Consider the following 26,607-nt stretch of genomic DNA (forward strand, 5'->3'; position numbering starts at 1 on the left):
CTAGAGTGAGTGTCATGATCCGCAAGCTGCTTCCGCCCCTGGCTCTCGTCGGCGCTCTCGCGCTGGTTCCGCTCACCACCGCGACGGTCGCCGCCGCGGACACCGACACCTACAAGGAACTCGAGACGTTCATGGGCGTGTTCGAGCGGGTGCGCGCCAACTATGTCGACACCGTCGACGACCACACGCTGATCAAGGGCGCCATCGACGGCATGCTCGCCAGCCTCGATCCGCACAGCTCCTACGTCGAGGCGTCGGACTTCGCCCAGCTCAAGACCACCACCGACGGCAATTACGGCGGGCTTGGCCTGTCGGTCACGCAGGAGGACGGGACGGTCAAGGTGATCAGCCCGACCGAGGACACGCCGGCGGATCGCGCGGGGATCAAGTCGGGCGACTATATCACTCACCTCGACGGCGAGCTGCTCTACGGGCTCGACCTCGACGCCTCGGTCGAGAAGATGCGCGGGCCTCCGGGCTCGGCGATCAAGCTGACGATCGTCCGTCCGGGCCGCGACAAGCCGTTCGACGTCACGCTGCGCCGCGAGCGGATCGAGCTTCGCCCGGTCAAGTGGGAACTGAAGGACGGAGTCGGGGTCCTCAACATCAACCAGTTCTCGGCCAATGTCGGGGAGCAGGTCGCCGCCGCCTTGACCGCGATGGACAAGGCCGCGGGCTCGGCCAAGCCGATCGGCTATATCGTCGACCTGCGCAGCAATCCGGGCGGCCTCCTCGACGAGGCAGTGTCGGTCAGCGACGCCTTCCTCGAGCGTGGAGAGATCGTTTCCGAGCGCGGCCGGGCGCGCGACGACATCGAGCGCTTCTATGCCCGTCCGGGCGACCTCACCGCGGGCAAGCCGCTGATCGTGCTGGTCGACGCCGGATCGGCGAGCGCGGCCGAGATCGTCGCCGGCGCGCTCCAGGACCATCGCCGCGCGCTCGTCATGGGCGAGCGCAGCTTCGGCAAGGGTTCGGTGCAGACGGTGATCCAGCTCGACCAGGCAAGCGCGCTGCGTCTGACTACCGCGCGCTACTACACGCCGTCGGGCCGCTCGGTGCAGGCGGGCGGGATCGAGCCGGACATCCTCGTTCCGCAGCTCAGCGACCCCGACTACAAGGACCGGCCGACGGTGCGCGAGGCGGACCTCCGCCGCCACCTCATCAGCCAGAACAAGGTCGACGACAAGCTGCTGGAGAAGGACGCGAACGTCGATCCGCGCTTCTCGGCAAGCGCCGCCGAGCTCGAGAAGAAGGGCATCAAGGACTTCCAGCTCGACTATGCGGTGAAGACGCTGCGGCGGCTCGCGACGGGTCCGGCGGGCACCTCGCGGGCCGGCTGATGGACGCGCGCAGTGGTTCGCTTACCGGGGTAGCTTCCGGTCCGGCGCGACTTGGACAGTGGCTTGCGATCCTGGTCCCGGGCGCACTGCTCGCCGGGGCGCTCGGCTCCCAGCATCTCGGCGGATTGAACCCCTGCGAGATGTGCTACTGGCAGCGCTATCCGCACTGGGTTGCGCTGGCGCTCGGCGGATTGTCCTTCTTCCTGCCCGCCAGGGCGCGGTTGCTGACCATCCTTGCCGCCATCGCGATCGCGGTGTCGGGCGCGATCGGCCTGTTCCACGCCGGGGTCGAGGCGCGCTGGTGGGAAGGTCTCACCGCCTGTTCGTCGATGGTCCAGGGTGGAAGCACCGCCGAGCTTCTCAACTCCATCCTCAACACGCCCGTGGTGCGCTGCGACCAGGTCCAGTGGAGCTTCCTCGGCCTGTCGCTTGCGGCGTGGAACGCGATCATCTCCCTTTCCTCCGCTGGAGCGATCCTATGGCTGACGAACCGACGCTGAGCAGGAGCTGGAAGCCGGGCGACCGGCGCTCGGACCTCGCCTCGATGATCCGGGTCGACCACGCCGGCGAGTATGGCGCGACCCGAATCTATGCCGGGCAGCTTGCGGTGCTCCGCGGCTCCTCGCGCGCGGCGCATCTCGTCGCGCACATGGCGGCGCAGGAGGAGCGGCACCTCGCCCGCTTCAACCAGCTGCTGACCGAGCGCAAGGTGCGCCCGACCCTGCTCAAGCCCTTGTGGCACGTCGGCGGCTTCGCGCTCGGGGCGGTCACCGCGCTGATCAGTGAAAAGGCCGCGATGGCCTGCACCGAGGCAGTCGAGACCGAGATCGACAAGCATTACGAGGAGCAGCTGGTCGAACTCGGCGATTCGGACGCCGAGCTGTCCGGCGACATCCGCCAGTTCCAGGCGGAGGAGCTCGAACATCGCGACACCGCTCGCGAGCATGGCGCGCTAGAAGCCGCCGGCTATCCGGTGCTGAGCGCGGCCATCCGCACCATCTGCAAGGTCGCGATCGCCGCCTCCAAGAAGATCTGAGCTGGAACGCGGGCCCGTCCCGTGCGCTGAAGCCACTGAAAGGAATGCATGATGAAGGCCCGTTTGCTGATCGCCCTGACCGCTGCCGGAGCCGGCGCGCTGGCCCTTCCGGCCGATGCGCAGACCGCTCCCGCCCGGACCCGCGAGATCATCGTCTACGGCAATGACCCCTGCCCGCGCTCGACCGACGACGATGTCGTGGTCTGCGCCCGCCGCAGCGAGAAGGAGCGCTATCGCCTTCCCGAGGCGCTTCGCCCCTCGGGCCCGCCGCAGCTCAGCCAGAGCTGGGCCGCGCGCTCCAAGGCGCTCGCGACGGTCGGTTCGACCGGGCCGGGCACCTGCTCGGGCGTGGGTCCCGGCGGGGTCGACGGCTGCGCGCTGAAGGAAATTCAGCAAGGCGTCGCCGAGCGGGCCGAACAGGACGCGGGCGACACTCCGCCCGAATGATCATCTTCCGACCGCGTCGCTGACCGCTTCTCCGTCGTGACCGTTGCGGCGACGGAACGGAGGCGGCGCAGGTGAGTTGGCGCGGCTGACAGGAGCATGATCATGACAGCCGACCCGAGCCGAACCCTAACCTTGCTGACTCGCCTCGGTTTCGCTGCGCGCGGACTGCTCTATCTGGTTATTGGGCTGCTGATCCTGCGGACCGGGCGAACCGAGGATCCCGCGGGCGCCCTGTCGGTGGTGGCCGAGGGCGGCGGGCGCACTCTCCTCTACCTCATCATCGCCGGCTTCCTCGCCTACGGCCTGTGGCGGCTGAGCGATGCGGCATTCAACATCGAGCGTCATGAATCGGGCCGCAAGGGACTGGTCGAGCGGCTCGGCGCGGGAGCGAGCGGGATCGTCCACCTGTTCCTCGCCTGGCAGGCGGTAAAGCTGCTCAAGGGCTCGGGCCAGTCGAGCGGCAGCGGCACCCAGGAAGGCGCGCAAACCGCGCTCCAGCTTCCCGGCGGCGAACTGGCGCTGGAGCTCGCCGGACTGGTGCTTCTTGGCGTCGGCGTGGCGCAGCTCGTCAATGCCTATAAGGCGAAGTTCCTCCAGCATCTCGAGCCGCAGGTCGCAAGCCAGCCGTGGGCGCGGTGGAGCGGCCAGGCCGGCTATGCCGCGCGCGGGCTGGTGTTCCTGATCAGCGGCACCTTCCTCGTCGCCGCCGGCTTCAAGGAACGCGCGAGCGAGGCGGGCGGAATGGCCGAGGCGCTGGCCTGGCTGACTTCGCCGTGGGACGTGCTGGTCGCCATCGGGCTGCTCCTGTTCGGGGTCTACAGCCTGATCGAGGCACGCTATCGGGTGCTCCAGGACGTGCCCGTCGACGGCATGGCCGCAAAGGCTCGCTCCAAGCTTCCGATCTGAGCTAAATGCCGGAAATAAGCGGAAAAGCTTGCCTCGACGACGCCGTGAACATATAACGAACGAATGGCGCAGCTCGACACTCGCGAGAAGCTTGGGATCCTCGCGGACGCGGCGAAATATGATGCGAGTTGCGCGTCGTCGGGCACCTCCAAGCGCAACAGCGTCGGCGGAAAGGGCATCGGCTCGACCGAAGGCATGGGGATCTGCCACGCCTATGCGCCCGACGGTCGCTGCATCAGCCTGCTCAAGATCCTGCTGACCAACAGCTGCATCTTCGATTGCCATTATTGCATCAACCGCAAGAGCTCGAACGTGCGGCGGGCGCGGTTCACGGCGCAGGAAGTGGTGAACCTCACCCTCGCCTTCTACAAGCGCAACTATATCGAGGGACTGTTCCTCTCCTCGGGGATCATCGCTTCGTCCAACTACACGATGGAGCAATTGGTCGAGGTCGCGCGCAGCCTTCGCGAGGACCATGACTTCCGTGGCTACATCCACCTCAAGACCATCCCCGATGCCGATCCCGAGCTGGTGCAGAAGGCCGGGCTCTACGCGGACCGCGTGTCGATCAACGTCGAGCTTCCGACCGCGCCCGGGCTGAAGCGGCTCGCCCCCGAGAAGAGCGTCGGCCAGATCGAGGGCGCGATGGCCGGCATGAAGGGCGCGATCGAGGACGGGCGCGACGCCAAGAAGAAGTACAAGTCGGCGCCGAGCTTCGCGCCGGCCGGGCAGTCGACCCAGATGATCGTCGGGGCGGACGCGGCGACCGACAGCGACATCGTCGCCAAGGCGAGCACGCTCTACGACCGCTTCAGCCTTCGCCGGGTCTATTATTCGGCCTTCTCGCCGATCCCCGATGCGAGTGCGGTGCTGCCCTTGCAACGTCCGCCCCTGATGCGGGAGCACCGCCTCTACCAGTCCGACTGGCTGATGCGCTTCTATGGGTTCAAGCCCGATGAGGTGGTGAGCGCGGCGGGCGATGACGGAATGCTGCCGCTCGACATCGACCCCAAGCTCGCCTGGGCACTCAAGTTTCGCGAATACTTCCCGGTCGACGTCAACAAGGCGACGAAGGAGCAGTTGCTGCGGGTGCCAGGGCTCGGGACCAAGGCCGTGTCGCGAATCCTGAGCTCGCGTCGCTTCCGCACGTTCACCCTCGACGACGTGGCTCGGCTGACGGTGAGCGTCGCCAAGATCCGGCCTTTCATCGTGACCAGCGACTGGCGCCCGACGCTGCTGACCGACAAGGCCGACCTCAAGCGCTGGATCAAGCCCGAGAAGAGCCAGATGGAGCTGTTCGCCGCATGAGCGACGCCAACGGGCGGTGCGGCAATCCCGCCGACCTGTTCGACCGGCGCCACGGAGTGAGCGGCAGTGCGGGCGTGCTGCTGCCCGACGGGCCGCAGATCGACCCGCTCAAGATCACCCTCGACCAGCCCGACGATTTCGACGGCTGGCGCGAGGCGGCGCGCGAGCTGGTCATGGCCGGCGTGCCGCCCATGGGCGTGGTTTGGCAGGTCGCTGGCGAGGACGGCGAGCTGTTCGGAAGCGAGGGCGCGGCGCCGCCTTCTTCGGGCCAGCCGATGTTCTCGGTGCCCAAGCCGTTCATCGACATGGCCAAGGCGGCGATCTGCCATTCGGAGCCGCAGCGCTTTGCCCTGCTCTACACCCTGCTGTGGAAATTGAAGGCCAATCGCCGGGCGCTTGAGGATCGCGCCGACCCTCTTGTCGACCGGCTCGAGAAGCTCGCCAAGGAAGTGCGGCGTGACGCGCACAAGATGCACGCCTTCGTCCGCTTCCGCGAGGTGGCGGAGGATGGCACCACGCGCTTCGTCGCCTTCTTCGAGCCCGACCATCATATCGTCCGGCGCGAGGCGGGCTTCTTCGTCCGCCGCTTCGCCACCATGCGCTGGTCGATCCTCACGCCCGAGCTGTCGATCCACTGGGATCCGGCGAGCGAGATCCTGAGCGAGGGACCCGGCGCCAACCGCTCGCAGGCGCCCGACGGCGATCCGCTCGAGGACATGTGGCGGACCTATTATTCGAGCATCTTCAACCCGGCGCGCCTCAAGGTGAAGGCGATGCTCAAGGAGATGCCCAAGAAATATTGGAAGAACATGCCCGAGACGGCGCTGGTCGCGCCGCTGATCGCGGGCGCTCGGGCACGGGAGCTGGAGATGATCGAACGCGCACAGGCGGCCCCGCGACCCGGTGGCAACCTCGAAGCGGCCTGGGCCGCGCTGCGCGAGGAGGCGATGCACTGCACCCGCTGCGACCTGTTCCGCTGCGGCACCCAGACGGTGTTCGGCGAGGGCCCGCTCGACCCGCGCATCTTCTTCGTTGGAGAGCAGCCGGGCGATCAGGAGGATCTCGCCGGACGGCCGTTCGTGGGCCCGGCCGGGCAATTGTTCGACGCGGCACTGGAGAAGGCGGGGATCGACCGCTCGACCACCTACGTCACCAATGCGGTCAAGCATTTCAAGTTCGTGCTGCGCGGCAAGAAGCGCATCCATGCGCGCCCCGACACCGCCGAGATCGACGCCTGCAAATGGTGGCAGGAGCAGGAGCGCGCGCTGATCCGGCCGCCGCTGACCGTCGCGCTCGGAGCCACCGCTGCCCGCTCGCTGACCGGCAAGACGGTGACCATCAGCAAGGTGCGCGACGCACCCCTGCTGCTGGCCGATGGCAGCGAATGCTGGGTGACGGTGCACCCGAGCTTCCTGCTCCGCATTCCCGAAGAGGATCGCCGGCAGGAGGAGCGCGCACGCTTCGTCGAGGATCTGCAACGGATCCGGGCGCGGAGCGAGGAACTGGCGGGCTAGCCGCCGCTCCTCCGCGGGGGAGGAGCGATCAGAACTCCGCCTTGAGGCTCAGCCGCGCTGTGCGCGGAGCGCCGGGAGCGATGTTGTTGTCGTTGTGCGCGGTCGGGAAATAGTCGCGGTTGGTGAGGTTCTCGACGTTGAGCTGCGCCTCAATGCCGGGGGCGAGCTTGTAGAAAAGCGCGCCGTCGATGCGGGCGTAGCCGGGTAGCACGGTCGCGGTGCTAACCGCGCCGGTGCCGCCGAGCGAAGCGGTGCTCTTCGAGCGGGCGAGCAGGCCGAGGCCGGCGGCGAGCGGCTTGCTGAACTGATACTTGGACCAGAGCGAGAAGCTGTGTCGCGGCACCAGGGGAACCTTGCGCCCGGCGGGCGCCGAGGCGGTGGTGCGGAGGATCTCGCTGTCCTGCAGCGCATAGCCGGCCGAGACCTGGAGGCGCGAGGCGATGCTCCGCTCGAGGCCGAGCTCGAGCCCGCGGGTGCGGGTCGCGCCGGTCAGCAGCGGCGGAAGCCCGACGACAGGGTTGGGCGACTGGGTATTGCTGCGGTCGAGCTGGTAGAGCGCGGCGGTGGCGAGGAGGCCATCGAGCAGCTCCCACTTGGCGCCGACCTCCATATTGTCGAACCGCTCGGGCTTCAGCGCCTCGCTTGTCTGCGTCAGGCCCGAGAACTGGTCACCCGACTGCGGCAGGAACGAGCGCGAGAAGCTGGTGTAGAGCGACAGGTCGCGGCGCGGCTTGAGGACGAGCCCGACCCGCGGGGAGACCAGGCGGTCGGTGCGGCCAAAGGTCGGAACGGTGGTCCTCTCGTCGGTGACGCGCAGCTTGAAGCGATCGTAGCGCAGGCCGGCGACCAGCTCGATCCAGTCGGCAGGACGAAGCTGGGTCTGGACATAGCCGGCGGCGACGGTGGCACGGGTCCGGTTGTCGGCGTCGGTGGCCGAGCGGAAGAAGTCGATCCGGCGCTCGACCGTCGTGTCGGCCAGGCTGACCCGGCCGAGGCTTGCGTCGACCGCGCCGAGGTCATTGAGGAAGCGCCCGCTCAGCCGCTGGTTACGGCTCTTCTGGCGGCCGAGCTCGACCCCGACGAGCCAAGTCTGGTCGATCCCTGCGATGCGGCCGTCCCACACGAGGTCGGTCTGGCTGATGAGGTTCCGGCGATCGTTGCGGCTGTTGTAGGCGCCGATCGCGACCGTTCCGCTATTCGCGTTCGAGCTCGGGAAGACGTTGACATAGTACTTGTCGTAGTCGGCCAACTGGGTGCGGTGGCGGAGCAGCAGCGCTTCGCCGAACTTCTGCTCGACCGCGAGCGTGGCGATCTGGACGTCGGCGTCGGAGACGCTGTTCGACGGATCGCCGAAGAAGTCGCGGTCGTAGCCCTTGATCGGGCGCCCGTTCAGCGAGGGCACGCCGCGGTCGGTGGTCCGGCGGTCGTGGAAATATTCGTAGGACAGGTCGACCCGTGTGTCGGCGCCGGGCTGCCAGCCGATCGTCGGGTTGATGCCGTAGCGCTTGAGGTCGACGTCGCGGCGGAAGCTGTCGCCCTTCTCGTAGACACCGTTGACCCGGAGCCCGAGCGCGCCGGTGAGGCGCAGGCTGTCGTCGGCGGTGAGGCGCGTACCGCCCTCGCTGTCATGGCTGAGGATGAATTGCTGGCTGTCCTTGACGCCGGCGCGCTTGGTGACGCGGTTGATGATCCCGCCGCCGCCCCCACGGCCGAAGATCATCGCATTGGGGCCCTTGAGCACCTCGACACGGTCGAGATTGTAGAAGTCGCGGAAATATTGCGCGTCGTCGCGGATCCCGTCGACGAAGAAGTCGGCGGTGGTGTTGTTGCCGCGCAGAGTCAGCTGGTCGCGATTGGCCTCGCCGGTGCCCGGGGTCGCGCCGGGGACGAACAGCAGGAGGTCGGCGACCGAGCGCAGCGACTGGTCCTCGATCTGCGCTTCCGACACGACCGAGATCGCCTGCGGAATGTCGCGCACCAGCGTGTTGGTCCTGGTACCGGTGACGGTCGATTTCACCCCATATTCGTCGCGCTTGCCGGTGACGGTGACCACTTGCGCGGCCTGCTCCTCGGCGGTGGTCGCGGTGCCGATTGCGACGACTTCCGCGGCGAGGACCGAGGAAGCGGGCACAACGAGGAGGGTGGCGCCAGCAAGGGCGCGAGCAACGGTACGCAAGGCAGAAAGCCCCTTCGAGTCAGGATCGTTTCGGTCCGATCCTGCTAAAGCTAATGCGAGTTATTCGCAAGAAGAGGTCGCTGACTGATGGAAAGGTTCATCAGCCAGCCTTGTTCAATCGAATGAATCGATGATCTACTCGGCTGCGAGCAGCTCCTCGGCGCCGCCGAGGTCGACCGAGACGATCCGGCTGACGCCCTTTTCGACCATCGTCACACCATAGAGGCGATGCATCCGGCTCATGGTCACCGCATTGTGGGTGACGATGAGGTAGCGGGTGTCGGTTTCGGCGGTCATCCGCACAAGGAGGTCGCAGAAGCGCTCCACGTTGGCGTCGTCGAGCGGGGCGTCGACTTCGTCGAGCACGCAGATCGGCGAAGGCTTGGTCAGGAACAGCGCGAAGATGAGCGCGACCGCGGTCAGCGCCTGCTCGCCGCCCGAGAGGAGCGACAGGGCGCTGAGCCGCTTACCGGGCGGCTGCGCCATGATCTCGAGACCCGCCTCGAGCGGATCGTCGCTGTCGATCAGCGCGAGGTGCGCCTGGCCGCCGTCGAACAGGGTGGTGAAAAGGCTCCGGAAGTGGCGGTCGACCTGCTCGAAGGCGTCGAGCAGGCGGAGCCGGCCCTCGCGATTGAGGCTTCCGATCGAGCCGCGCAGGCGATGAATCGCCTGGGTCAGCTCATCGCGCTCGGCGGCGCCCTGGGTGCGGGCCTCATCGAGCTCGGCGAGCTCCTGCTCGGCGACGAGGTTGACCGGCCCGATCCGCTCGCGCTCGGCGGTCAGGCGTTCGAGCGACTGGCTTTCCTCGACCGAGTCGGCGAGGTCGTCGGGCGCGAAGCCTAGCTTTCCGGGAAGCAGCGGCGGGGGGCATTCGAACTTCTCGCCGCAGACCCGGCCATATTCGATCCGCCGCAGGGCCTGCGCCTCGGCCCGGGTTGCCGCGGCGGCGCGCCGCTCACGAGCCAGAGCCATCGCCTCGTTGGCCTGGGCGAGCGCCTTGCCGACGTCGGCGAGCGCGGCCTCGGCCTCGCGCTCGGCGGCAAGCGCCGCGCCGATCGCCGCGCTCGAACCCTGCAGCTCCTGCTCGTGGGCGGCGACCTGTGCGGCGAGCCGCTCGGGTTCGCCCGCGAGCGCCGTGGCCTCGCTTGCCAGCTCCTCGGCGCGGCGCTCAGCGCCGGCGATCCGCTGCATCGCCGTGCGGGAGCGCTCGTCCCACGCCGACTGCTCGCGGGCAGCGGCAAGCTGGCGGTCACGATCGCTGGCAGCGGAGCGCGCGGCAGTTGCGAGTTCGGCGCGGTGATCGGCGACCGAGCGACCGCGCTCGGCGGCAATCGCGCGGGCGTCGGCGAGTTCGCCGGCAAGCGCGTCCTGCGCGGGCAGCGCGGCAAGCACCGCCTCGGCCTGCGCGACCGAGTTCGCCGAGGCGTCGAGCACGGGGGCGAGCTCCTCGCGGCGCTGGCGAAGTGAAGCACGCTGTTCCTCGTGCCGCTCGAGCGCGGCGGCGGCGGCGTCCTCGTCGCGGCGGGCCTGGCGAGCGGTGTTTTCCGCGGCGAGCAGCTCGGCCCGGGCCCGGTCGGCGGCCGTGGCGACGGCGGTCACCCTGGCAAGCGCCTCCTCGCGCTCGCGGGTGGCCGCATCGAATCGCCCACGAAGTTCAGGGAGCCTGTCGTCGAGCGCGGCGAGGCGATTGGCGCGCTCGAGCCGCTCGGCCGCGGCGGCGCCGCTTCCGCTGCTGACGAATCCGTCCCAGCGGCGAAGCCGGCCGTCGCGGGTCACCAGCCGCTGCCCCGCGGCGAGCGGCTGTCCGTCGTCGGCGTCGGCGACCCCGACCTGGGCGAGGCGGCGGGCAAGCTCGGGTGGCGCGGTGACCAGGGTTGCGAGGGGGACAAGACCGTCGGCCAGCGGGGGATCGTAGGGCGAGGGCTCGACCCCCGCCCAGCCGCGCTCGCCCGCGCTTCCGACCGGGGCGCCGAGATCGTCGCCGAGCGCGGCGGCCAAGGCCTTCTCGTAGCCCGACGCGACCGTGATGCTGGCAAGGACGCCCGAGCCCTTGCCTTGGCTGAGCGCACGGCGAAGCGCCTCGGCCTCGCTGGTCGCAGCGGCATGGGCGGCGCGGGCTTCGGCGAGCGCGGCCTCGGCAAGGTTGCGTGCCTCGGCGGCCTTCCCGCGCTCCTGCTCGGCGGCGGCGATCGCCTGCTCGGCGCTGGCCGCCTTGGCGGAAGCCTCGGCCGCGCGCGCCGCGGCCTGGTCACGGCGGGCGGAGTGGTCGGCACCGTCGCCGAGGCGGCCCAGCTGGTCCTCGAGCCGGCGAGCCTCGTCGGCGAGCCGTGCCGCATGGCTGCGCGCCGCATTGAGCGCGGCGAGCGCGACCTGCCGCTCGGCGCGGAGTGCGGCTTCGCGGGTCAGGAGACCGGCGAGCGCCGCCTCGGCCGCCCGAGCCTGTTCCTCGGCGCCGCGCAACTGGTCGGTCAGTCGCGCCTGGTGATCGGTAGAGTCGGCAAGTCGCGCCGCGATGGCCTCTTGTTCGGCAGCGAGGGCGGCCATCGCCTGGGTCGCGTCGGCGGACAGCGCCTGCTCGCGCGTGCGCTCGGCGTCGAGCTGCCCGGCGCTGCGCTCGAGCTCGACCAGACGGTGGCGGGCGGTGTCGAGCGCGGCGCGGGTGGTGGCGAGCTTGTGGGCGAGCTCCTGCCCTTCCTCGCGGGCGCGGGTCGCCGCCTGCCGCCGCTCCGCGACCAGCCCGGCGGCGACCTGCTGCGCGGCCTGGGCGCGCCCGAGTCCGGCGGTCAGCGCCTCCACTTCGCGAGCGGCGCGATCGGCTTCGACCCCGGCCTCGCGGGCGGCGGCATCGGCCTCGGCCCAGCGGCGGTAGATCAGCCGGCCCTCGCTCAACCGGATCCGGTCGGTCAGCGCCCGATAGCGCTCCGCGGCGCGGGCCTGGCGACGGAGCGCGGCGGCGCGGATTTCCTGGTCGCCGAGCAATTCGTCGAGCCGCTGGAGGTTGGTCTCGGTCGCGCGGAGCTTCTGCTCGGCATCCTTGCGGCGGACGTGGAGGCCGGCAATCCCGGCCGCTTCCTCGAGCATCGCCCTTCGCTCTGCGGGCTTGGCCGAGATGAGCGCGCCGATCCGGTTCTGGCTGACCAGAGCGGGAGAGTGGGCGCCGGTCGCCGCGTCGGCGAACAGCAGGGCGACGTCCTTCTGGCGAACGTCGCGGCCGTCGATCCGGTAGGCAGAACCGGCGCCGCGCTCGATCCGGCGGGTGACCTCGCTCTCGCCGTCAGCCGAGCTTTCGACCAAGAGCGAGACCTCGGCGAAATCGCGCGGCGGGCGCTGCGCGGTGCCGGCGAAGATCACGTCCTCCATCCCGCCGCCGCGAAGCGACTTGGGACTGCCCTCGCCCATCACCCAGCGGAGCGCCTCGAGCAGGTTCGACTTGCCGCAGCCATTGGGCCCAACGACGCCCGTCAGCCCCGGCTCGATCCGAAGATCGGCCGGTTCGACGAAGCTCTTGAAGCCGGTCAGCTTGAGGCGGCGAAACCGCACCGTCTGGTCACTCCCCCCGGGTGTGGACGGCGCCCTGGGGATCAGAGCGCCTTCTTGATGCCGGCTTCGAGCTGCTGCCAGGTCGGCGTTCCCACCTTGATGTCGACCACGTCGCCGTTGACAAGGAAGGTCGGAGTGCCGGGAATGTCATATTGCGTGCTGGCATCGCTCAGCATCTGCACCAGCCGGTCGATCTCGGCCTGGTTGGCGAGGCACTGGCTGGTCTTGCCGGACGGCAGGCCCCGCTGAGCGGCCCATTCCTGAAGCCCGCTGAGCTGCGCCATCTGCTGGAACTGCTGCCCGGGCGGGAGAGTCTGGAGCGCCTGCAGGCGATCCTGCGGCGCCGACTGGAGCTTCTCGAAGACGGTCTTCTGGTCGGCGAAAAGCGCGTTCGTCAGCGTGAAGAACTGCGGGGTGGCGCCGGCGCAGCGGGTGATCAGCGACGCCGTCATGTCGAGCGGGTCACGCACATAGTTGCGGAATTCGAAGCTGACATTGCCGTTCTTCACATATTGCTCGACGAGGCTGGGCTCACCCTCGCGCGAGAAGTCGGCGCAGTGCGAGCAGGTCATCGAGGCGAACTCGACCACCTTCACCTTGGCCTGCGGATTGCCCATCAGCATCCCGCCCTCGGTGGTCTGGGTGACGAGCTTGGTCCAGTCGCCGTTGGGTGCCTGCACCGGCGCGGCGGCGGGATTGTCGTTCTGGGCAGTCGGCTCCTGCTTGCAGGCCGAAGCACCGAGCGCGAGCGCGCTGACAGCCAATCCCAACATCAACTTGTTCATAGGTCCTGGTCACTCCGTTTGGGCGATGGTTTGAGCTTGAATGGGGCGGCGACGATCCGCGGCGGCCCGGCATTGGCGGCGATCGCGCCGGCCATGTTCTCGAGCACGGTCCGCAGTTCGGGATCGGCAATCTCGCGCAGGCCGTCGCCGAGCTCGCGCGGGACTGGCGCGGGCTGCGGGCGTGGTGGTCGCGGCGCGGGCCGGAGCGCGGCGCCGTGGCGGAAGACGACCTTCTCGACCGCGGCATAGCCGAAGAAGCGATTGACCCGCTCGATGATCATCGGCCCGAGATGCTGGAGCAAAGGCGCGTGGGCTCCCTCGACCGCGAGGGTCAGGGTCCCGCCGCCCTTCTTGCCGGCCGGAAAGCGGATCGATTCGGGGGTGGAGACCCTGGCGTAACGCTCGCCGACGATCTCCTGCCAGCGCGAGACCACTGCGCCCTGGATGAAGCCGAAGCGCTTGAAGGCGAGCCCGCCGATGTCGAGCGCCAGTTCGCCCGCCGCGCGGGCGCGGTTCTGGCGGGGCGCGTCGGCTGGTTCGGGCTTTTTCTTCGACATGTTCGCCTGCCATGCCATAGGCGGCGCATGGACGCCACCGCAGCCGCGCTGCTGCTCGACCATTATGATTCCGCTCGCCGCGACCTTCCCTGGCGGAGCGATTCGCCGGACCCCTACAGGGTGTGGCTGAGCGAAGTCATGCTCCAGCAGACCACCGTCGCCACCGTCACTCCGCGCTTCCTTCGCTTCGTCGAACGGTGGCCGACGGTCGAGGCGCTGGCGGCGGCGAGCGACGAGGAGATCCTCGGCGAGTGGGCCGGGCTCGGCTATTATGCACGGGCGCGCAATCTCATCGCCTGTGCCCGCAAGGTCGCCGCAGACGGCGGCTTTCCCGTCACGGAGGCTGGTCTCCGCGCACTTCCGGGGCTTGGCGCCTACACCGCGGCGGCGGTCGCGGCGATCGCCTTCGGCCAGCCGGCGGTACCGATCGACACCAATGTCGAGCGGGTGATCGCCCGCTTCTACGGCCTCACGGAGCGGAGCGCAGTGCCGGCGGCGGCCAGGGCCTTCTTCCCGGGGGCACGCAACGGCGACGTGGCGCAGGCGCTGATGGATCTCGGCGCGACCCTCTGTCGGCCAAGGGCGCCCGCCTGCCCCGCGTGCCCGCTTTGGAAGCACTGCCAAGCCGCGGCGAGCGGCACCCCCGAGGCCTTTCCCGCGCCCAAGGTTCGCAAGGCCCGCCCGCACCGCTTCGGAATCGCCTGGTGGGTGCGGAAGGATGATCACGTCTGGCTCGTCCGCCGCGCACAGCAGGGCTTGCTCGGCGGAATGGCCGCGCTGCCCGGGCCCGAGTGGCAGGATGAGCGGCCCTCGGCCAACGCGATCGCCATCCACCGCCACGGCTTCACTCATTTCACGCTCGATCTTCTGGTCGTGCCCGCAGCCGAACCGCCCGACGGCGAGGGCTGGTGGCAACCACTGCAAGGGATCGCCGACGCCGGCCTCCCGACCCTCTATGCGCGGGCGATCAAGGCCGCGCTGACCGCCGAACGGGAGCCGCGACTTGCCGCCTGACATCTTCTTCGCCGGGCCCGGGCTCGACCGTGCCGATCAGCTGCGGGGCGCGCCCGAGCGCCTTGCGGAGCTCGCCGAAGCGACGGGCGCGAGGGAGCTCATCTGGGAGCATGGCCTTCCGGCGCTCGACCCCGACGGAGCGCTGCGCTGGGGACCGCTTCGCGACCCGGCGCTATTCCTCGGGATCGACGGCGACACGCCCTGCTTCTCGCCAGTGGGTGCCGAAGGCGGCGACCTTCGCGCGCAGTTCGGCGCGCTGGCCCACCTGACGGCGGCCGACGCGCCGGTCTTCGCCGCCGCGACCAGCCTTTCGAGCTGGCACCGGCGGCACCGCTTCTGCGCCAACTGCGGCAGTTCGAGCGAGATCGTCCGCGGCGGTTGGTCGCGGCGCTGCGGCGCCTGCCAGGCGGAGCATTTTCCGCGGGTCGATCCGGTGGTGATCATGCTTGCCGAGCATGACGGGCGAGTGCTGCTCGGCCGGCAGCCGCGCTTTCCACCGCAGCGCTATTCGGCTCTGGCGGGTTTCGTCGAGGTCGGCGAAGCGCTCGAGGATGCCGTCGCGCGGGAGCTGTTCGAGGAGGCGGGGGTGCGCGTCGACGACGTCCGCTATGTCGCGAGCCAGCCGTGGCCCTTTCCTTCGTCGCTGATGATCGCCTGCACCGCGAAGGCGCGAGACGACGCGCTGACGATCGACACGACCGAGCTCGAGGATGCGCGCTGGTTTACCCGCGCCGAGGTCGCCGCGGCGATGGCGGGCGAGATCGACCCGGCCTTCGTCGCGCCGCCTCCTTTTGCCATCGCGCACAGCCTGCTTGCCCACTGGTTGGCCGCTTGAAGAACTCAAGGGGCCCGCTTAAAGAGCGCGGGCATTTTCTCATCCATCGGACGCGCTAGAACCATCATGCAGGACAATAACAACACGGTCGCCGGCTGGGTGCTGTTCGCCGGAATCGTCGCGCTGGGCAGCAGCCTGGTCGCCGGCACCTACTTCCACGGCGAGCGTCCGGAGAAGATGGGCTATCCGATCGAGGGCGTGGTCGAGGAAGGCGGCAGCGGCGAGGCCGAGCAGCCGATCGAATTCTATCTCGCCAGCGCCGACGCGGCCAAGGGCGCGGACGTGTTCAAGAAGTGCCAGGCCTGCCACAATGCCGAGAAGGGCGGAGCGAACGCGCTAGGCCCGAACCTCTACGGCGCCTTCGGCAAGCCGCACGGCCACGTCCCGGGCTTCGCTTATTCGGATGCCCTGAAGGGAGTTCCGGGCGTGTGGGACTGGAAGAGCATGAGCGAGTGGCTCGCCAATCCGAAGAAGTATGCGCCGGGCACCAAGATGACCTTCGCGGGCCTCAGCAACCCCGAGGACCGGGCCAATGTCATGGCCTATCTCAACAGCAAGAGCGACGCGCCGATGCCGCTTCCGGCCGCGCCCGTCGCCTCGACCCCGGGCGCTGCCGGCGACAAGGCCGCCTCCGAGGCCGACGATGCCGGCGCGCAGAAGGCCGAGAACGAGCCGGTGCTGACCGAGCAGGACGCGCAGAAGGGCGGAATCGCCAACATCCGCGGCGAGGGTGCCCCCAAGGTCACCGCGCCGGGCACCACCGCGACGCCGGCGCCCAAGCAGTAGGCAGAATTCCCCGCCCAGGCGCTCAATGCGCCTGGCGGGGGCTTTCCATCAACTCGGTGAGCACTCCGCCCGTGTCCTTCGGATGAAGGAAGAAGATCGGCGTGCCGTGCGCCCCGATCCTTGTGGCTCCGAGGATGCGCACGCCGGCGCCCTCGAAATGCGCCCGCGCCTCGGCGATGTCGTGCACCTCGAAGCAGACATGATGCTGTCCGCCCTGCGGGTTCTTCTCGAGGAACTTCGCGACCGGGCTGTCGGGACCGAGCGGTTCGATCAGCTCGACCTGGCTGTTGGGCGCATCGACGAAGCACACCCGCACGCCTTGGGCAGGAAGGTCGAACGGCGGCGAGCTGGGCTCGACACCGTAGAGGGTACGGTACATGTCGAGACTACGCTCGATCGACGGGGTGGCGACCCCGACATGGTTCAGGCGTCCGAGTTTCATCGAGATCCTACTTCAGCGCTGCAATGGTCGATACGATCAGGGCGGCAAGGCTGAGCCCCAACCAGACGAACTTGAGTGCGATCAGCAGCTGCGCCTTGCCCGGCTCAAGCTCCCGGTCCGCGACGAACGCCGATTCCTGAACCGTCTGGGCTGACAAGGCATTGACCACGCCGCGGGCGAAGGCGACCGACGACAGAAGGAAGATCAGTGGCGGCAACCACTTGTCGAGTTCAAAGTGGGATGTTGTCATGCTTCTTCCACGGGTTCTCGAGGCTCTTGTCCTTGAGCTTCCGCAAGCCAAGCGCGACCTTCCGGCGGGTTTCGCGGGGCTGGATGACGTCGTCGATGAAGCCCATGCTCGCCGCCACGAACGGGTTGGCGAAGCGCGCCTCATATTCCTGCGTGCGCTCGGCGATCTCTTCCGGGGTCTTGCCGCGGAAGATGATCTCGACCGCGCCCTTGGCGCCCATCACCGCGATCTCGGCGGTCGGCCAGGCATAGTTCAAGTCTCCGCGCAGGTGCTTGGAGGCCATGACGTCATAGGCGCCGCCATAGGCCTTGCGGGTGATGACGGTGATCTTGGGGACGGTCGCCTCGGCATAAGCGAACAGCAGCTTGGCGCCATGCTTGATGATGCCGTTGTGCTCTTGGCCCACCCCGGGGAGAAAGCCGGGAACGTCGACGAAGGTCAGCAGCGGAATGTCGAAGGCGTCGCAGAAGCGGACAAAGCGCGCGGCCTTCTTGGATGAGTTGATGTCGAGCACGCCGGCCAGCACCATCGGCTGATTGGCGACGACGCCGACGGTGCGTCCCTCGATCCGGCAGAAGCCGATGATGATGTTGGCGGCATGGGCGGGCTGAAGCTCGAAGAAGTCGCCTTCGTCGGCGACCTTCCGGATCAGCTCGTGCATGTCGTAAGGCTGGTTAGCGCTGGGCGGGATCAGCGTGTCGAGGCTGTCCTCGGACCGGTCGAACGGGTCTTCGGTCGGCCGCTCGGGCACCGACAGCCGGTTGGACAGCGGCAGGAAGTCGAAGAATTCACGCGCCGCGAGGAGCGCGTCGATGTCGTTCTCGAAGGCGACGTCGGCGACGCCCGACTTGGCGGTATGGGTGACCGCTCCGCCAAGCTCCTCCTGGGTGACGACCTCGTTGGTGACGGTCTTCACCACGTCCGGGCCGGTGACGAACATGTAGGAGCTGTCCTTCACCATGAAGATGAAGTCGGTCATCGCGGGCGAATAGACCGCGCCGCCGGCGCACGGTCCCATAATGAGGGAAAGCTGCGGCACGACGCCGCTGGCGAGCACGTTGCGCTGGAACACCTCGGCATAGCCAGCAAGGCTGGCGACGCCTTCCTGAATTCGCGCGCCGCCCGAATCGTTGAGGCCGATGACCGGCGCCCCGACCTTCATCGCCGCGTCCATCACCTTGCAGATCTTCTGCGCGTGGCGCTCGGACAAGGAGCCGCCGAAAACGGTGAAGTCCTGCGCAAAGACATAGACGAGCCGGCCGTTGATCGTGCCCGAGCCGGTCACCACGCCATCGCCGGGGAAGCGCTGGTCGGCCATCCCGAACTCGGTCGCATTATGTTCGACGAAGGCGTCGACCTCCTCGAAGCTGCCCTCGTCGAGCAGCACGGCGAGCCGCTCGCGCGCGGTCAGACGACCCTTGGCATGCTGGGCGTCGATGCGGCGTTGGCCGCCTCCCATTTGCGCTGCGGCGCGGCGGCGTTCGAGTTCGGCGATGGTGCTGCTCATGGGTCAGGCTCTTCGGACGTGAAGCGCCTTGCGTCAACGCGGAACAAAAGGAGCACTCGGGCGGTTGTGTCTGCTGCTGGGGGTTAAAAGCCCCTAGTTTGCCGCAGTGCACCATGAGCAATCGGTTTCATACCCGTACGGGCTGGAACCCGACTCGCTCGATCGTTGTTCCGCTGTAACCTTCTCTATCTCCAAGGGGTTGTCCGTCCATGTTCGAAGATGTTGGCGTCCGTAGCTCTGCCAGTGCGTCCACTCAGGCATCGTCGAACAAAGGTACTACCCTACTCTGCTTCTCGCACCTGCGGTGGGACTTCGTGTTCCAGCGGCCGCAGCACCTGATGAGCCGCTTCGCCAAGTCGATGCCGGTGGTGATCTGGGAAGAGCCGGTTCACTCCGCCGCCGGCGAGGGACCTTCGCTCGACGTTCGTCCGGCCAAAGGAATGCCGAACGTCACGGTCGTCACGCCCCACCTGCCCGAAGGGCTGGAAGTCGGCGCCGAGCGGACCGTGCTCAAGGGCCTGCTCGATCAGTTTTCGGCGACGCTGAGCGGCCGCCTGATCCGCTGGTACTACACGCCGATGATGCTGCCCTTCTCGCGGCACCTCGACGCGGTCGCGACCGTCTATGACTGCATGGACGAATTGTCGGCCTTCCGTTTCGCCCCGACCGAGCTGCTCGACCTCGAGCGCGAACTGCTCGAGGCGGCCGACGTGGTCTTCACCGGCGGCTACTCGCTGTACGAGGCGAAGAAGAAGCGCCACGGCAACGTCCACCCCTTCCCCTCCTCGGTCGATCGCGCGCATTTCGGTGCGGCCCGCGCCGGCATCGCCGACCCGTCGGACCAGTCCGGAATCGGCCGCCCGCGCTTCGGCTTCTACGGCGTGATCGACGAGCGGATCGACCTCGAACTGCTCGACCGGGTCGCCGAGATGCGCCCCGACTGGCAGCTGGTGATGGTCGGACCGGTGGTGAAGATCAGCGAGGACGACCTCCCCCGCCGCGACAACATCCACTATCTCGGCGGCAAGAGCTACGACGAGCTGCCGACCTACCTCGGCAACTGGGACGTCGCGATGATGCCCTTCGCCATCAACGAGGCGACGCGCTTCATCTCGCCGACCAAGACCCCCGAATATCTCGCAGCCGGCAAGCCGGTGGTCTCGACCCCGATCAAGGACGTCAAGCGCCACTATGAGAAGCTGTCGGGCGTGATGATCGCCGGCACCGCCGAGCAGTTCGTCGAAGCGGGCGAGCGCGCGCTCGGACTGACCCGCGGCGAGGGCGGCGACTGGCTTGCCGAGGTCGACCTGGCGCTGGCCGACATGAGCTGGGACACGACCCAGGCGCGGATGGCGGCGCTGGTCGCCGAGGTCACCGAGCAAGGCCAGAAGATCGAACGCCCGGCGTTCGGGCAGCACGGCGCCTACACGCACAGCAAGAACAAGAAGTACGACTATCTGATCGTCGGCTGCGGCTTTGCCGGTTCGGTCCTGGCCGAGCGGCTCGCGACCCAGCATGGCGCCCGCGTGCTGATGATCGACAAGCGCGATCACGTCGCCGGCAATGCCTATGATGAGTATAACGAGAACGGCATCCTGTACCACAAATACGGGCCGCACATCTTCCATGCGAACTCGGACGAGATCGTCAGCTACCTGTCGCAGTTCACCCAGTGGCGGCCTTACGAGCACCGCGTGCTGGCGAACGTGCGCGACCAGCTAGTGCCGATCCCGATCAACCGGACCACGCTGAACAAGCTGTTCGACGCGGGCCTGAAGAACGACGAGGAGGCCGCGGCCTTCCTCGCCTCGCGCTCCGAGCCGGTGGCGGAGATCCGCACCAGCGAGGACGTGGTCATCAACGCCGTCGGACGCGAGCTCTACGAGCTCTTCTTCCAGGGCTACACCCGCAAGCAGTGGGGCCTCGATCCGTCGGAGCTCGACAAGCAGGTGACCAGCCGGATCCCGACCCGGACCAACACCGACGATCGCTACTTCACCGACACGCACCAGATCATGCCGCTGCACGGCTACACCAAGATGTTCGAGAAGATGCTCGACCATCCGCTGATCGACAAGCAGCTCGGCACCGACTTCCGCGACGTCCGCAACGACATCGACGCCGCGCACATCATCTACACCGGTCCGATCGACGAATATTTCGACTGGCGTTTCGGCAAGCTGCCCTATCGCAGCCTGCGCTTCGTCCACTCGACGATCGACAAGGAGCAATTCCAGCCGGTGGCGGTGGTCAACTATCCGGACACTGAGACGCCCTACACCCGCATCTCCGAATACAAGCACATGACCGGGCAGGAGCATGCGAGGACCACCATCACGCTCGAATATCCGAGCGCGGAGGGCGATCCCTATTATCCGATCCCGCGACCGGAGAACCAGCTGCTGTTCAAGAAGTATGAGGCGCTGGCCGACTCGACTTCGGGCGTGACCTTCGTCGGACGGCTGGCGACCTACCGTTACTACAACATGGACCAGATCGTCGGGCAGGCGCTTGCCACCTTCCGGCGGATGGACGAGGCGCGCGCCCGCTTCAGCGGCAAGCCTGCGGCGGCCGGCGCGACCAGCCGCGAGCTCCGGCTCGCGATCTGACCTGACCTGACCAAATGGTTCCCGGCGCAACGGCCGGGAACCATTTGCGACGAACCGCGTTTGCGGCGCCTTTTCGGGACGGGCGGCCGGCATTATCTCGGAGTATGCCCAGCGCCCTGCCCGTCGATCGGACCGAAGTTCCTCCGGTCGCGACCTACGCGAACCCGATCCTCGACCAGGATTTCCCCGACCCCGCCGTGCTGCTGGCTGAGGACGGCTATTACTATGCCTATGCGACGCAGACCCTGCGTGACGGCGCGTGGATCAACATCCAGGTCGCTCGTTCGGCCAACCTGGTAGATTGGCAGTTCCTCGGCGACGCGATGCCGGCCAAGCCGGCCTGGGCGTCGCAGTCGCAGGATTTCTGGGCGCCCTACGTGCTGTTCGACCGCGGGCGCTACGTCATGTATTATTCGGCGACGCCCGACGAGACGGCGGGGCAGCCTAGCCATTCGCTGGCGATCGCGGTCGCGGACCGGCCCGAGGGACCGTTCGTCGACATCGGCAAGCCGCTGCTGAACGGTCGTGGGTTCGAATATATCGACCCGATGGTGTTCCGGGATCCCGTGTCGGGCCGGCCCTTCCTCTACTGGGGTTCGGGCTTCCAGCCGATCAAGGTGCAGCAGCTGGCGGACGACCTGATGTCGTTCGAGCCGGGCAGCGCGCCGACCGACATCATCTGGCCCAACCCGATCGCCGGTGCCTTCCCGAGGCTGGTGGAAGCGGCCTGGGTCATCCACCACGGCGACCATTATTACATCTTCTATTCGGGCGATAATTGCTGCGGACCCAACGCGGAATATGGCGTGATGGTCGCCCGCTCACGTCAGCCCATGGGTCCTTTCGAGACGCTCGAGCAGGCAAAGGGCGTTCCGCACAGCCTGATGCTGACGCGCAACGAGCGCTGGCTCGCCCCCGGCCATAACTCGATCATCGAGGATCGCGCGGGGACGAGCTGGATCGTCTACCATGCGATCGACATCGAGCGGCCGCGGCAGCGGCAGGAAGACGAGATCAACAGCCGTCGGATCCTGCTGATCGACCCCATTCGCTGGGAAGACGGCTGGCCGATCGTCGGCACGCCCTCGCACGGCGAGCAGCAGGCGCCCCGGACCTAGGCTTTTTCGAGGGCGCGAAAGCGTTGCGCCTGGTCGCGCAATTCCTCGAGCAGGCGCTCGTCGACGTTTCTCTCGCCGTCGGCGGTGATGCTCGACAGCAGGCCCGCCTCGGCATGGCGGCTGTTATCCCAGCCAGGATAGGCGGTGATCGGGAACCAGCAGATCCCGCGCAGGTCGACCCCGCGCCTAATCGCGTCGCGCGCCTCCGCCCCGACATAATGGAGCCACGAGGCCCGCCCGCAGCCCTCGGCGCCCGTCTCGGACAGGAAGACGGGCTTGCCATAACGCTCGGAGACTTCGACGAGCATGTCGGACAAGGGGCGGTACTCGTGGTGGCCCATGGGGATGGTCGGGCCGTCGAGATACCATTGATTATGCGGGTAGTAGTTGAGCCCGATGAGGTCGGCGAAGGAGGGATCGCCGCCTAGCTCGGGCCGATCCCTGCCGGTGACCCAGTCGTAAAATTCGAATTGGCCGATCCGGGGCCGGTCCGCTGCCACCACCGACTTGCGGCGATGATCGCGCGGGGCGATGTGGACCAGCGGCTCGGCCCAGACCAGAAGCGCATTTGGCCACTGCCTTCGCACAGCCGCGGCCGAATGGGTTGCGGTCCGGGTCAGCTGCTCCTTGAGCCAGCCCTTCGTGTCGGGACCGACCGCGGGGAAGTACCCGACCTCGACCGCCCAGGACATGAAGCTGACCTCGTTGAGCAGGCACAGCTTGGGCCTGGTCTCGACGATGGACTGCTGCAGCTCGACCGCGGCCAGGGCGAAGTCGGTGAAGCGCTGAGGGAAGTCGTCCGAACCCGGGTCGACATGGTCGGGCGAGCCATAGTGGAAGAGGTCCCAGATGACGTCCATGCCGTGCTGCTCGGCGGCTTCGAGCGCGGGCAGCCAACTCGACCAGTCGTAGCGGCCCGGAGCCTTCTCGATCACATGCCAGCGAAGGCCGTCGCGGATCGTCTGGAGCCCGAGCGCGCGGAGCTGGCGGTAATCGCCATCGACATGCCGGTCGTGGCTGGTTGCGCGGATGAGGTCGAGCCGGACGCCATCGCGGCGGCGATGCGAGGAGCATTCGAAGCCGCCCTGGAAGAAGCTGGCGAAGGTCGTTTCGGGTCCGGTCTGCACGCTTCCACAATGCATGGGCGGCGGGTTGGAGCCGTGACGGGCCCGGAAAGTTCGAGCCGGGTCGGTTGAACCATGACGGCCGCTCGTGCTTTGACGGGGGCGAAGGAGCCGCCCCGACCCATGCAGACCAGTCACTGGCCCGCCCGCCTCTACCTGGTCCGGCACGGGCAGAGCCAAGGCAATGTCGCCCGCGACCGGTCGGAGGCCGAGGGCTTGGCGACGATCGGGATCGACATGCGCGACGTCGACGTGCCGCTGTCGGACCTCGGCCACCAGCAGGCGCAGGCCGCGGGCCGCTGGTTCGCCGCTTTGCCTGAGGAAGAGAAGCCAGAGGTCATCCTCTCCTCGCCCTACGTGCGGGCGCGGCAGACCGCCCGGCACATCTGCGAAGCCGGCGGCCTGGCCGGCGGCAAGGCGCGGACGGTCATCGACGAGCGGCTTCGCGAGCGCGAGTTCGGCGTGTTCGACGGGCTGACCACGCTCGGCATCCGCCAATCCTATCCCGAAGAGGCGGCGCATCGCGCCCGGCTCGGCAAATTCTACCATCGGCCGCCGGGCGGCGAGAGCTGGGCCGACGTCATCCTGCGCCTGCGCTCGGCGATGAACTCGATCAACCTCCACTATAACGGGCGACGCGTGCTGATCGTCTGCCACCAGGTGGTGGTGCTGTGCATGCGCTACGTGCTGGAGGAACTGGACGAGGCCGAGATCCTCGGCATCGACCGGGCGGCGGACGTCCTCAACTGCGGCATCTGCGCCTTCGACTTCGAGGTCCAGGAGCTCGACTGCGCGCCCAAGCTGGCGCTGTGGAACCATGCCGCGCCGCTCGAGCAGGAAGGCGCGCCGGTCACCTCCGCGCCCGACAAGATGACGGGCACCAGGTGATCGAGCCGCGCGCGCTCGACACCGCCCTTCTCAAGGAGCATCCGCTTCCCGCGATCGAGGCGGGCGACAAGGACGCCCGCGGCTCGATCCTGATCATCGCCGGGAGCCGCGACGTGGCTGGAGCAGCCTTGCTCACCGCCATGGGCGCGATGCGCGCCGGCGCCGGCCGGCTGCAGATCGCGACCGTCCAGAGCGCCGCGGCGAGCCTCGCCTTCGCCATGCCCGAAGCGATGGTCGTCGGCCTCGCCGAAGGCCGTGATGGCGGGTTCGCACCTTCGACCGTCAAGCCTCTGGCCGAGCGCGCGAGCAAGGCGGACGTCGTGGTCGCAGGGCCGGGAATGCAGGGCAATGCCTCCACCCCCAAGCTCGCCGCGGCGCTGGCGGAGGCCTGCCCCAAGCTGGTGCTCGACGCGGCGCTGCTCCACGCCCTTCCCGAACGCCGCGCCGAGGTCGCCCGCAAAGGAGTGCCGGCATTGCTCCTCCCTCATGCGGGCGAGATGGCGAGCCTGCTCGGCTGCAAGCCGGAGGAGGTCGAATCCGATCCGATCGGGGCCGGGCGTCGCTGCGCCGATCGCTTCGACAGCATCACCCTCGTCAAGGGCGCGGCGAGCCACGTGGTGACCCCCGAGGGGGCGCTGTTCGGATATCCGGGCGGTGGGCCCGGGCTCGGAATCTCGGGCTCTGGCGACACGCTGGCGGGGATCGTCGGCGGCCTGCTGGCGCGCGGCGCCGACCCGCTGACCGCCCTGCTGTGGGGAGTCTGGTGCCACGGCGAAGCCGGCCGCCGGCTGGCGGAGAGGATCGGGACCCTGGGTTTCCTTGCCCGCGAGATCGTCGACGAGGTTCCCAGCGTCCTTCGCGAGGCCGGAGCGCTTTAGGTCTCAGCTGACCCCGTAGTCGTCGAGCTCGTCGCCGGCGACCTTGACCACATGAAGCACGTTGGTCGAGCCGCTGGTTCCGAACGGCACGCCGGCGAGGATGATGATCCGGTCGCCCCCGCCCGCAAGCTTGTGGCGAAGCACCATGCGTTTGGCCTTGCCGACCATTTCCTCGAAGCTGCCGACGTCGCGGGTGTGGACCGCGTGGACGCCCCAGACCAGTCCCATCCGGCGCGCGACCGAGCGGCTGGCGGTCATCACCAGCAGCGGCACCGGGCCACGCTCGCGCGCGATCCGGCGGGCGGTCGAACCGGTCGAGGTGTAGCAGACCAGCCCCGCGACGTTGACCGTGGTGGCGATGTTGCCGGCGCTTTCGGCAAGCGCGTCGGCGGTGGTCGGCTCGGCCGGTGTCGCGGTGAAGTGGACGCGCGCGGCATAGTTGGGATCGGCTTCGACCGAGCGACCGATGCGATCCATCATGTGCACCGCCTCGACCGGGAAGTCGCCCGCCGCGCTTTCGGCCGACAGCATGATCGCGTCGGCACCGTCGTAGATGGCGTTGGCGACGTCGCTCACCTCGGCCCGGGTCGGGGTCGGCGAAGTGATCATGCTCTCGAGCATCTGGGTCGCGACGACCACCGGCTTGCCGAGTTCGCGGGCACGGGCGACGATCATCTTCTGCAGCGGCGGGACGGCTTCGGCCGGTAGCTCGACGCCAAGATCGCCGCGCGCGACCATCACCGCGTCGGCCAGCGCGAGGATGCCTTCGAGCCGCTCGATCGCCGCGGGCTTCTCGATCTTGACCAGCAGCGCGGCCTTGTCGCCGATCAGCGCGCGGGCTTCCTCGACGTCCTCGGGACGCTGGACGAAGGACAGGGCGATGTAGTCGGCGCCCTGCTCGAGCGCGAATTGGAGGTCGGAGCGGTCCTTCTCGGTCAAGGCCGGGATCGGAACGAGGACGTCGGGGACGTTGACGCCCTTGTTGTCGCTGACCCGGCCGCCGACCTCGACGATGGTCTCGATCCGCGTCGCGCTGACCGCCGCGACCCGAAGGCGGATCTTGCCGTCGTCGATCAGCAGCTGGTCGCCCTCACGGACCGCCTCGAACAATTCTGGATGGGGCAGCTCGACCCGGCTCGTGTCGCCCGGGGCGTCGCTCGCGTCGAGGAGAAAGCGGCCGCCCGTCTCGAGCTGGGCGGTGCCGCCGGCGAACTTGCCGACCCGCAGCTTGGGACCCTGAAGGTCGAACAGGATGCAGGAGGGCCGCTTGTGCTCGGCCTCGAGGCTCCGGATCATCTGCACCAGCTCGGCCTTGGCCGCCTGGTCGCCGTGGCTCATGTTGATCCGGAAGGCATCGGCGCCGCAGCTCATCAGCTTGGCGATCATCTCCCGGCTGTTCGAGGCGGGACCGAGCGTCGCCAGGATCCTGACCTTGCGTCCTCGCGGACCAACCGACATCGCCACTCTTCACTCCTATGTTGCATCCTCGCCATAGCGGCCAACGCCCTTTGTTCAACCGCTTGGCGGGCCTCGTCAGGTGGCCTAAG

The 26,607-nt window shown here is 68.3% G+C and carries 23 protein-coding genes; 14 read left to right on the forward strand and 9 right to left on the reverse strand.

The genetic code is table 11. The annotated features are described in order from the left end of the window. Positions 1 to 14: 14 nt before the first annotated feature. The 7 genes from ABD727_RS12740 (at position 15) to ABD727_RS12770 (ending at position 6,551) form a co-directional block, all read left to right on the forward strand. The gene (locus ABD727_RS12740) at positions 15 to 1,340 is read left to right on the forward strand and encodes a S41 family peptidase (protein WP_344707760.1); all 1,326 of its coding nucleotides are present in this window, start codon (positions 15 to 17) and stop codon (positions 1,338 to 1,340) included. After that, a complete protein-coding gene (locus ABD727_RS12745) occupies positions 1,340 to 1,840 on the forward strand; it encodes a disulfide bond formation protein B (RefSeq protein WP_344707762.1) in 501 nt (166 codons plus the stop codon). Before ABD727_RS12740 ends, ABD727_RS12745 begins: the two co-directional genes overlap by 1 nt. Beyond that, positions 1,819 to 2,376, forward strand: a complete 558-nt coding sequence (locus tag ABD727_RS12750; protein ID WP_344707763.1) for a demethoxyubiquinone hydroxylase family protein — start codon at positions 1,819 to 1,821, stop codon at positions 2,374 to 2,376. The genes ABD727_RS12745 and ABD727_RS12750 overlap by 22 nt, the downstream gene beginning before the upstream one ends. A 51-nt stretch (positions 2,377 to 2,427) precedes the next feature. Further along, positions 2,428 to 2,823 (forward strand): hypothetical protein, encoded by a 396-nt coding sequence (locus ABD727_RS12755; protein ID WP_344707764.1) that lies wholly within the window; start codon positions 2,428 to 2,430, stop codon positions 2,821 to 2,823. Between the two features lie 102 nt (positions 2,824 to 2,925). After that, positions 2,926 to 3,729, forward strand: coding sequence for a DUF1206 domain-containing protein (locus ABD727_RS12760; protein ID WP_344707765.1), 804 nt, complete (start codon positions 2,926 to 2,928; stop codon positions 3,727 to 3,729). 63 nt (positions 3,730 to 3,792) lie between these two features. Further along, complete coding sequence (locus tag ABD727_RS12765; RefSeq protein WP_344707766.1) at positions 3,793 to 5,037, forward strand: putative DNA modification/repair radical SAM protein; 1,245 nt, start codon at positions 3,793 to 3,795, stop codon at positions 5,035 to 5,037. Beyond that, on the forward strand, positions 5,034 to 6,551 hold the full coding sequence (locus ABD727_RS12770; RefSeq protein ID WP_344707767.1) for a UdgX family uracil-DNA binding protein: 1,518 nt from the start codon (positions 5,034 to 5,036) through the stop codon (positions 6,549 to 6,551). The genes ABD727_RS12765 and ABD727_RS12770 overlap by 4 nt, the downstream gene beginning before the upstream one ends. A 28-nt stretch (positions 6,552 to 6,579) precedes the next feature. Here ABD727_RS12770 and ABD727_RS12775 read toward each other — a convergent pair whose 3' ends face one another. From ABD727_RS12775 to ABD727_RS12790, 4 genes are all read right to left on the reverse strand, one after another. Continuing rightward, the gene (locus ABD727_RS12775; RefSeq protein ID WP_344707768.1) at positions 6,580 to 8,727 is read right to left on the reverse strand and encodes a TonB-dependent receptor; all 2,148 of its coding nucleotides are present in this window, start codon (positions 8,725 to 8,727) and stop codon (positions 6,580 to 6,582) included. 135 nt (positions 8,728 to 8,862) lie between these two features. After that, the gene (locus tag ABD727_RS12780) at positions 8,863 to 12,267 is read right to left on the reverse strand and encodes a chromosome segregation SMC family protein (protein WP_344707769.1); all 3,405 of its coding nucleotides are present in this window, start codon (positions 12,265 to 12,267) and stop codon (positions 8,863 to 8,865) included. 41 nt (positions 12,268 to 12,308) lie between these two features. Continuing rightward, entirely contained in the window at positions 12,309 to 13,052 is a 744-nt protein-coding gene (locus ABD727_RS12785) for a thioredoxin domain-containing protein (protein ID WP_344707770.1), read from the reverse strand. Further along, a complete protein-coding gene (locus ABD727_RS12790; protein WP_344707771.1) occupies positions 13,049 to 13,609 on the reverse strand; it encodes a DUF721 domain-containing protein in 561 nt (186 codons plus the stop codon). Before ABD727_RS12790 ends, ABD727_RS12785 begins: the two co-directional genes overlap by 4 nt. Before the next feature lie 27 nt (positions 13,610 to 13,636). On the opposite strand from ABD727_RS12790, the gene ABD727_RS12795 reads away from it, so the two are divergent. The 3 genes from ABD727_RS12795 to ABD727_RS12805 all read left to right on the forward strand — a co-directional run bounded on the left by ABD727_RS12795 (position 13,637) and on the right by ABD727_RS12805 (position 16,244). Continuing rightward, positions 13,637 to 14,623, forward strand: a complete 987-nt coding sequence (locus ABD727_RS12795; RefSeq protein ID WP_344707772.1) for an A/G-specific adenine glycosylase — start codon at positions 13,637 to 13,639, stop codon at positions 14,621 to 14,623. Then, entirely contained in the window at positions 14,613 to 15,458 is an 846-nt protein-coding gene (nudC, locus tag ABD727_RS12800) for an NAD(+) diphosphatase (RefSeq protein ID WP_344707773.1), read from the forward strand. The genes ABD727_RS12795 and nudC overlap by 11 nt, the downstream gene beginning before the upstream one ends. Positions 15,459 to 15,524: 66 nt before the next feature. Continuing rightward, positions 15,525 to 16,244 (forward strand): c-type cytochrome, encoded by a 720-nt coding sequence (locus ABD727_RS12805; RefSeq protein ID WP_344707774.1) that lies wholly within the window; start codon positions 15,525 to 15,527, stop codon positions 16,242 to 16,244. Positions 16,245 to 16,266: 22 nt separating this feature from the next. Here ABD727_RS12805 and mce read toward each other — a convergent pair whose 3' ends face one another. From mce to ABD727_RS12820, 3 genes are read right to left on the reverse strand one after another with little or no spacing between them, the layout of a single operon-like run. Continuing rightward, positions 16,267 to 16,686: a methylmalonyl-CoA epimerase gene (gene mce, locus ABD727_RS12810; protein ID WP_344707775.1), complete on the reverse strand. Its 420-nt coding sequence runs from the start codon at positions 16,684 to 16,686 to the stop codon at positions 16,267 to 16,269. Between the two features lie 7 nt (positions 16,687 to 16,693). Beyond that, complete coding sequence (locus ABD727_RS12815) at positions 16,694 to 16,936, reverse strand: hypothetical protein (protein WP_344707776.1); 243 nt, start codon at positions 16,934 to 16,936, stop codon at positions 16,694 to 16,696. Continuing rightward, positions 16,917 to 18,443, reverse strand: coding sequence for an acyl-CoA carboxylase subunit beta (locus tag ABD727_RS12820; protein ID WP_344707777.1), 1,527 nt, complete (start codon positions 18,441 to 18,443; stop codon positions 16,917 to 16,919). Before ABD727_RS12820 ends, ABD727_RS12815 begins: the two co-directional genes overlap by 20 nt. Positions 18,444 to 18,757: 314 nt before the next feature. Here ABD727_RS12820 and glf point away from each other — a divergent pair, with 314 nt between their 5' ends. Both glf and ABD727_RS12830 read left to right on the forward strand, forming a co-directional pair. Continuing rightward, entirely contained in the window at positions 18,758 to 21,052 is a 2,295-nt protein-coding gene (gene glf, locus ABD727_RS12825; protein WP_344707778.1) for a UDP-galactopyranose mutase, read from the forward strand. A gap of 104 nt (positions 21,053 to 21,156) precedes the next feature. Continuing rightward, the gene (locus ABD727_RS12830; protein WP_344707779.1) at positions 21,157 to 22,170 is read left to right on the forward strand and encodes a glycoside hydrolase family 43 protein; all 1,014 of its coding nucleotides are present in this window, start codon (positions 21,157 to 21,159) and stop codon (positions 22,168 to 22,170) included. On the opposite strand, the gene ABD727_RS12835 is transcribed toward ABD727_RS12830, so the two are convergent. After that, positions 22,167 to 23,297 (reverse strand): hypothetical protein, encoded by a 1,131-nt coding sequence (locus ABD727_RS12835; RefSeq protein ID WP_344707780.1) that lies wholly within the window; start codon positions 23,295 to 23,297, stop codon positions 22,167 to 22,169. The two genes, ABD727_RS12830 and ABD727_RS12835, sit on opposite strands and share 4 nt — an antisense overlap. Positions 23,298 to 23,417: 120 nt before the next feature. Between ABD727_RS12835 and ABD727_RS12840 the strand changes: the two genes are divergently transcribed. Both ABD727_RS12840 and ABD727_RS12845 read left to right on the forward strand, forming a co-directional pair. Further along, positions 23,418 to 24,182 carry a histidine phosphatase family protein gene (locus ABD727_RS12840; protein ID WP_344707781.1) on the forward strand — a complete coding sequence of 255 codons (765 nt, stop codon included), beginning with the start codon at positions 23,418 to 23,420 and terminating at the stop codon, positions 24,180 to 24,182. Beyond that, positions 24,179 to 25,060 (forward strand): NAD(P)H-hydrate dehydratase, encoded by an 882-nt coding sequence (locus tag ABD727_RS12845; protein ID WP_344707782.1) that lies wholly within the window; start codon positions 24,179 to 24,181, stop codon positions 25,058 to 25,060. The genes ABD727_RS12840 and ABD727_RS12845 overlap by 4 nt, the downstream gene beginning before the upstream one ends. 3 nt (positions 25,061 to 25,063) lie before the next feature. Here ABD727_RS12845 and pyk read toward each other — a convergent pair whose 3' ends face one another. Beyond that, entirely contained in the window at positions 25,064 to 26,518 is a 1,455-nt protein-coding gene (gene pyk, locus ABD727_RS12850; RefSeq protein WP_425566813.1) for a pyruvate kinase, read from the reverse strand. Positions 26,519 to 26,607: the final 89 nt, after the last annotated feature.

It is taken from the genome of Sphingomonas swuensis (genome assembly GCF_039538045.1).
GTDB classification, from domain to species: domain Bacteria; phylum Pseudomonadota; class Alphaproteobacteria; order Sphingomonadales; family Sphingomonadaceae; genus Sphingomicrobium; species Sphingomicrobium swuense.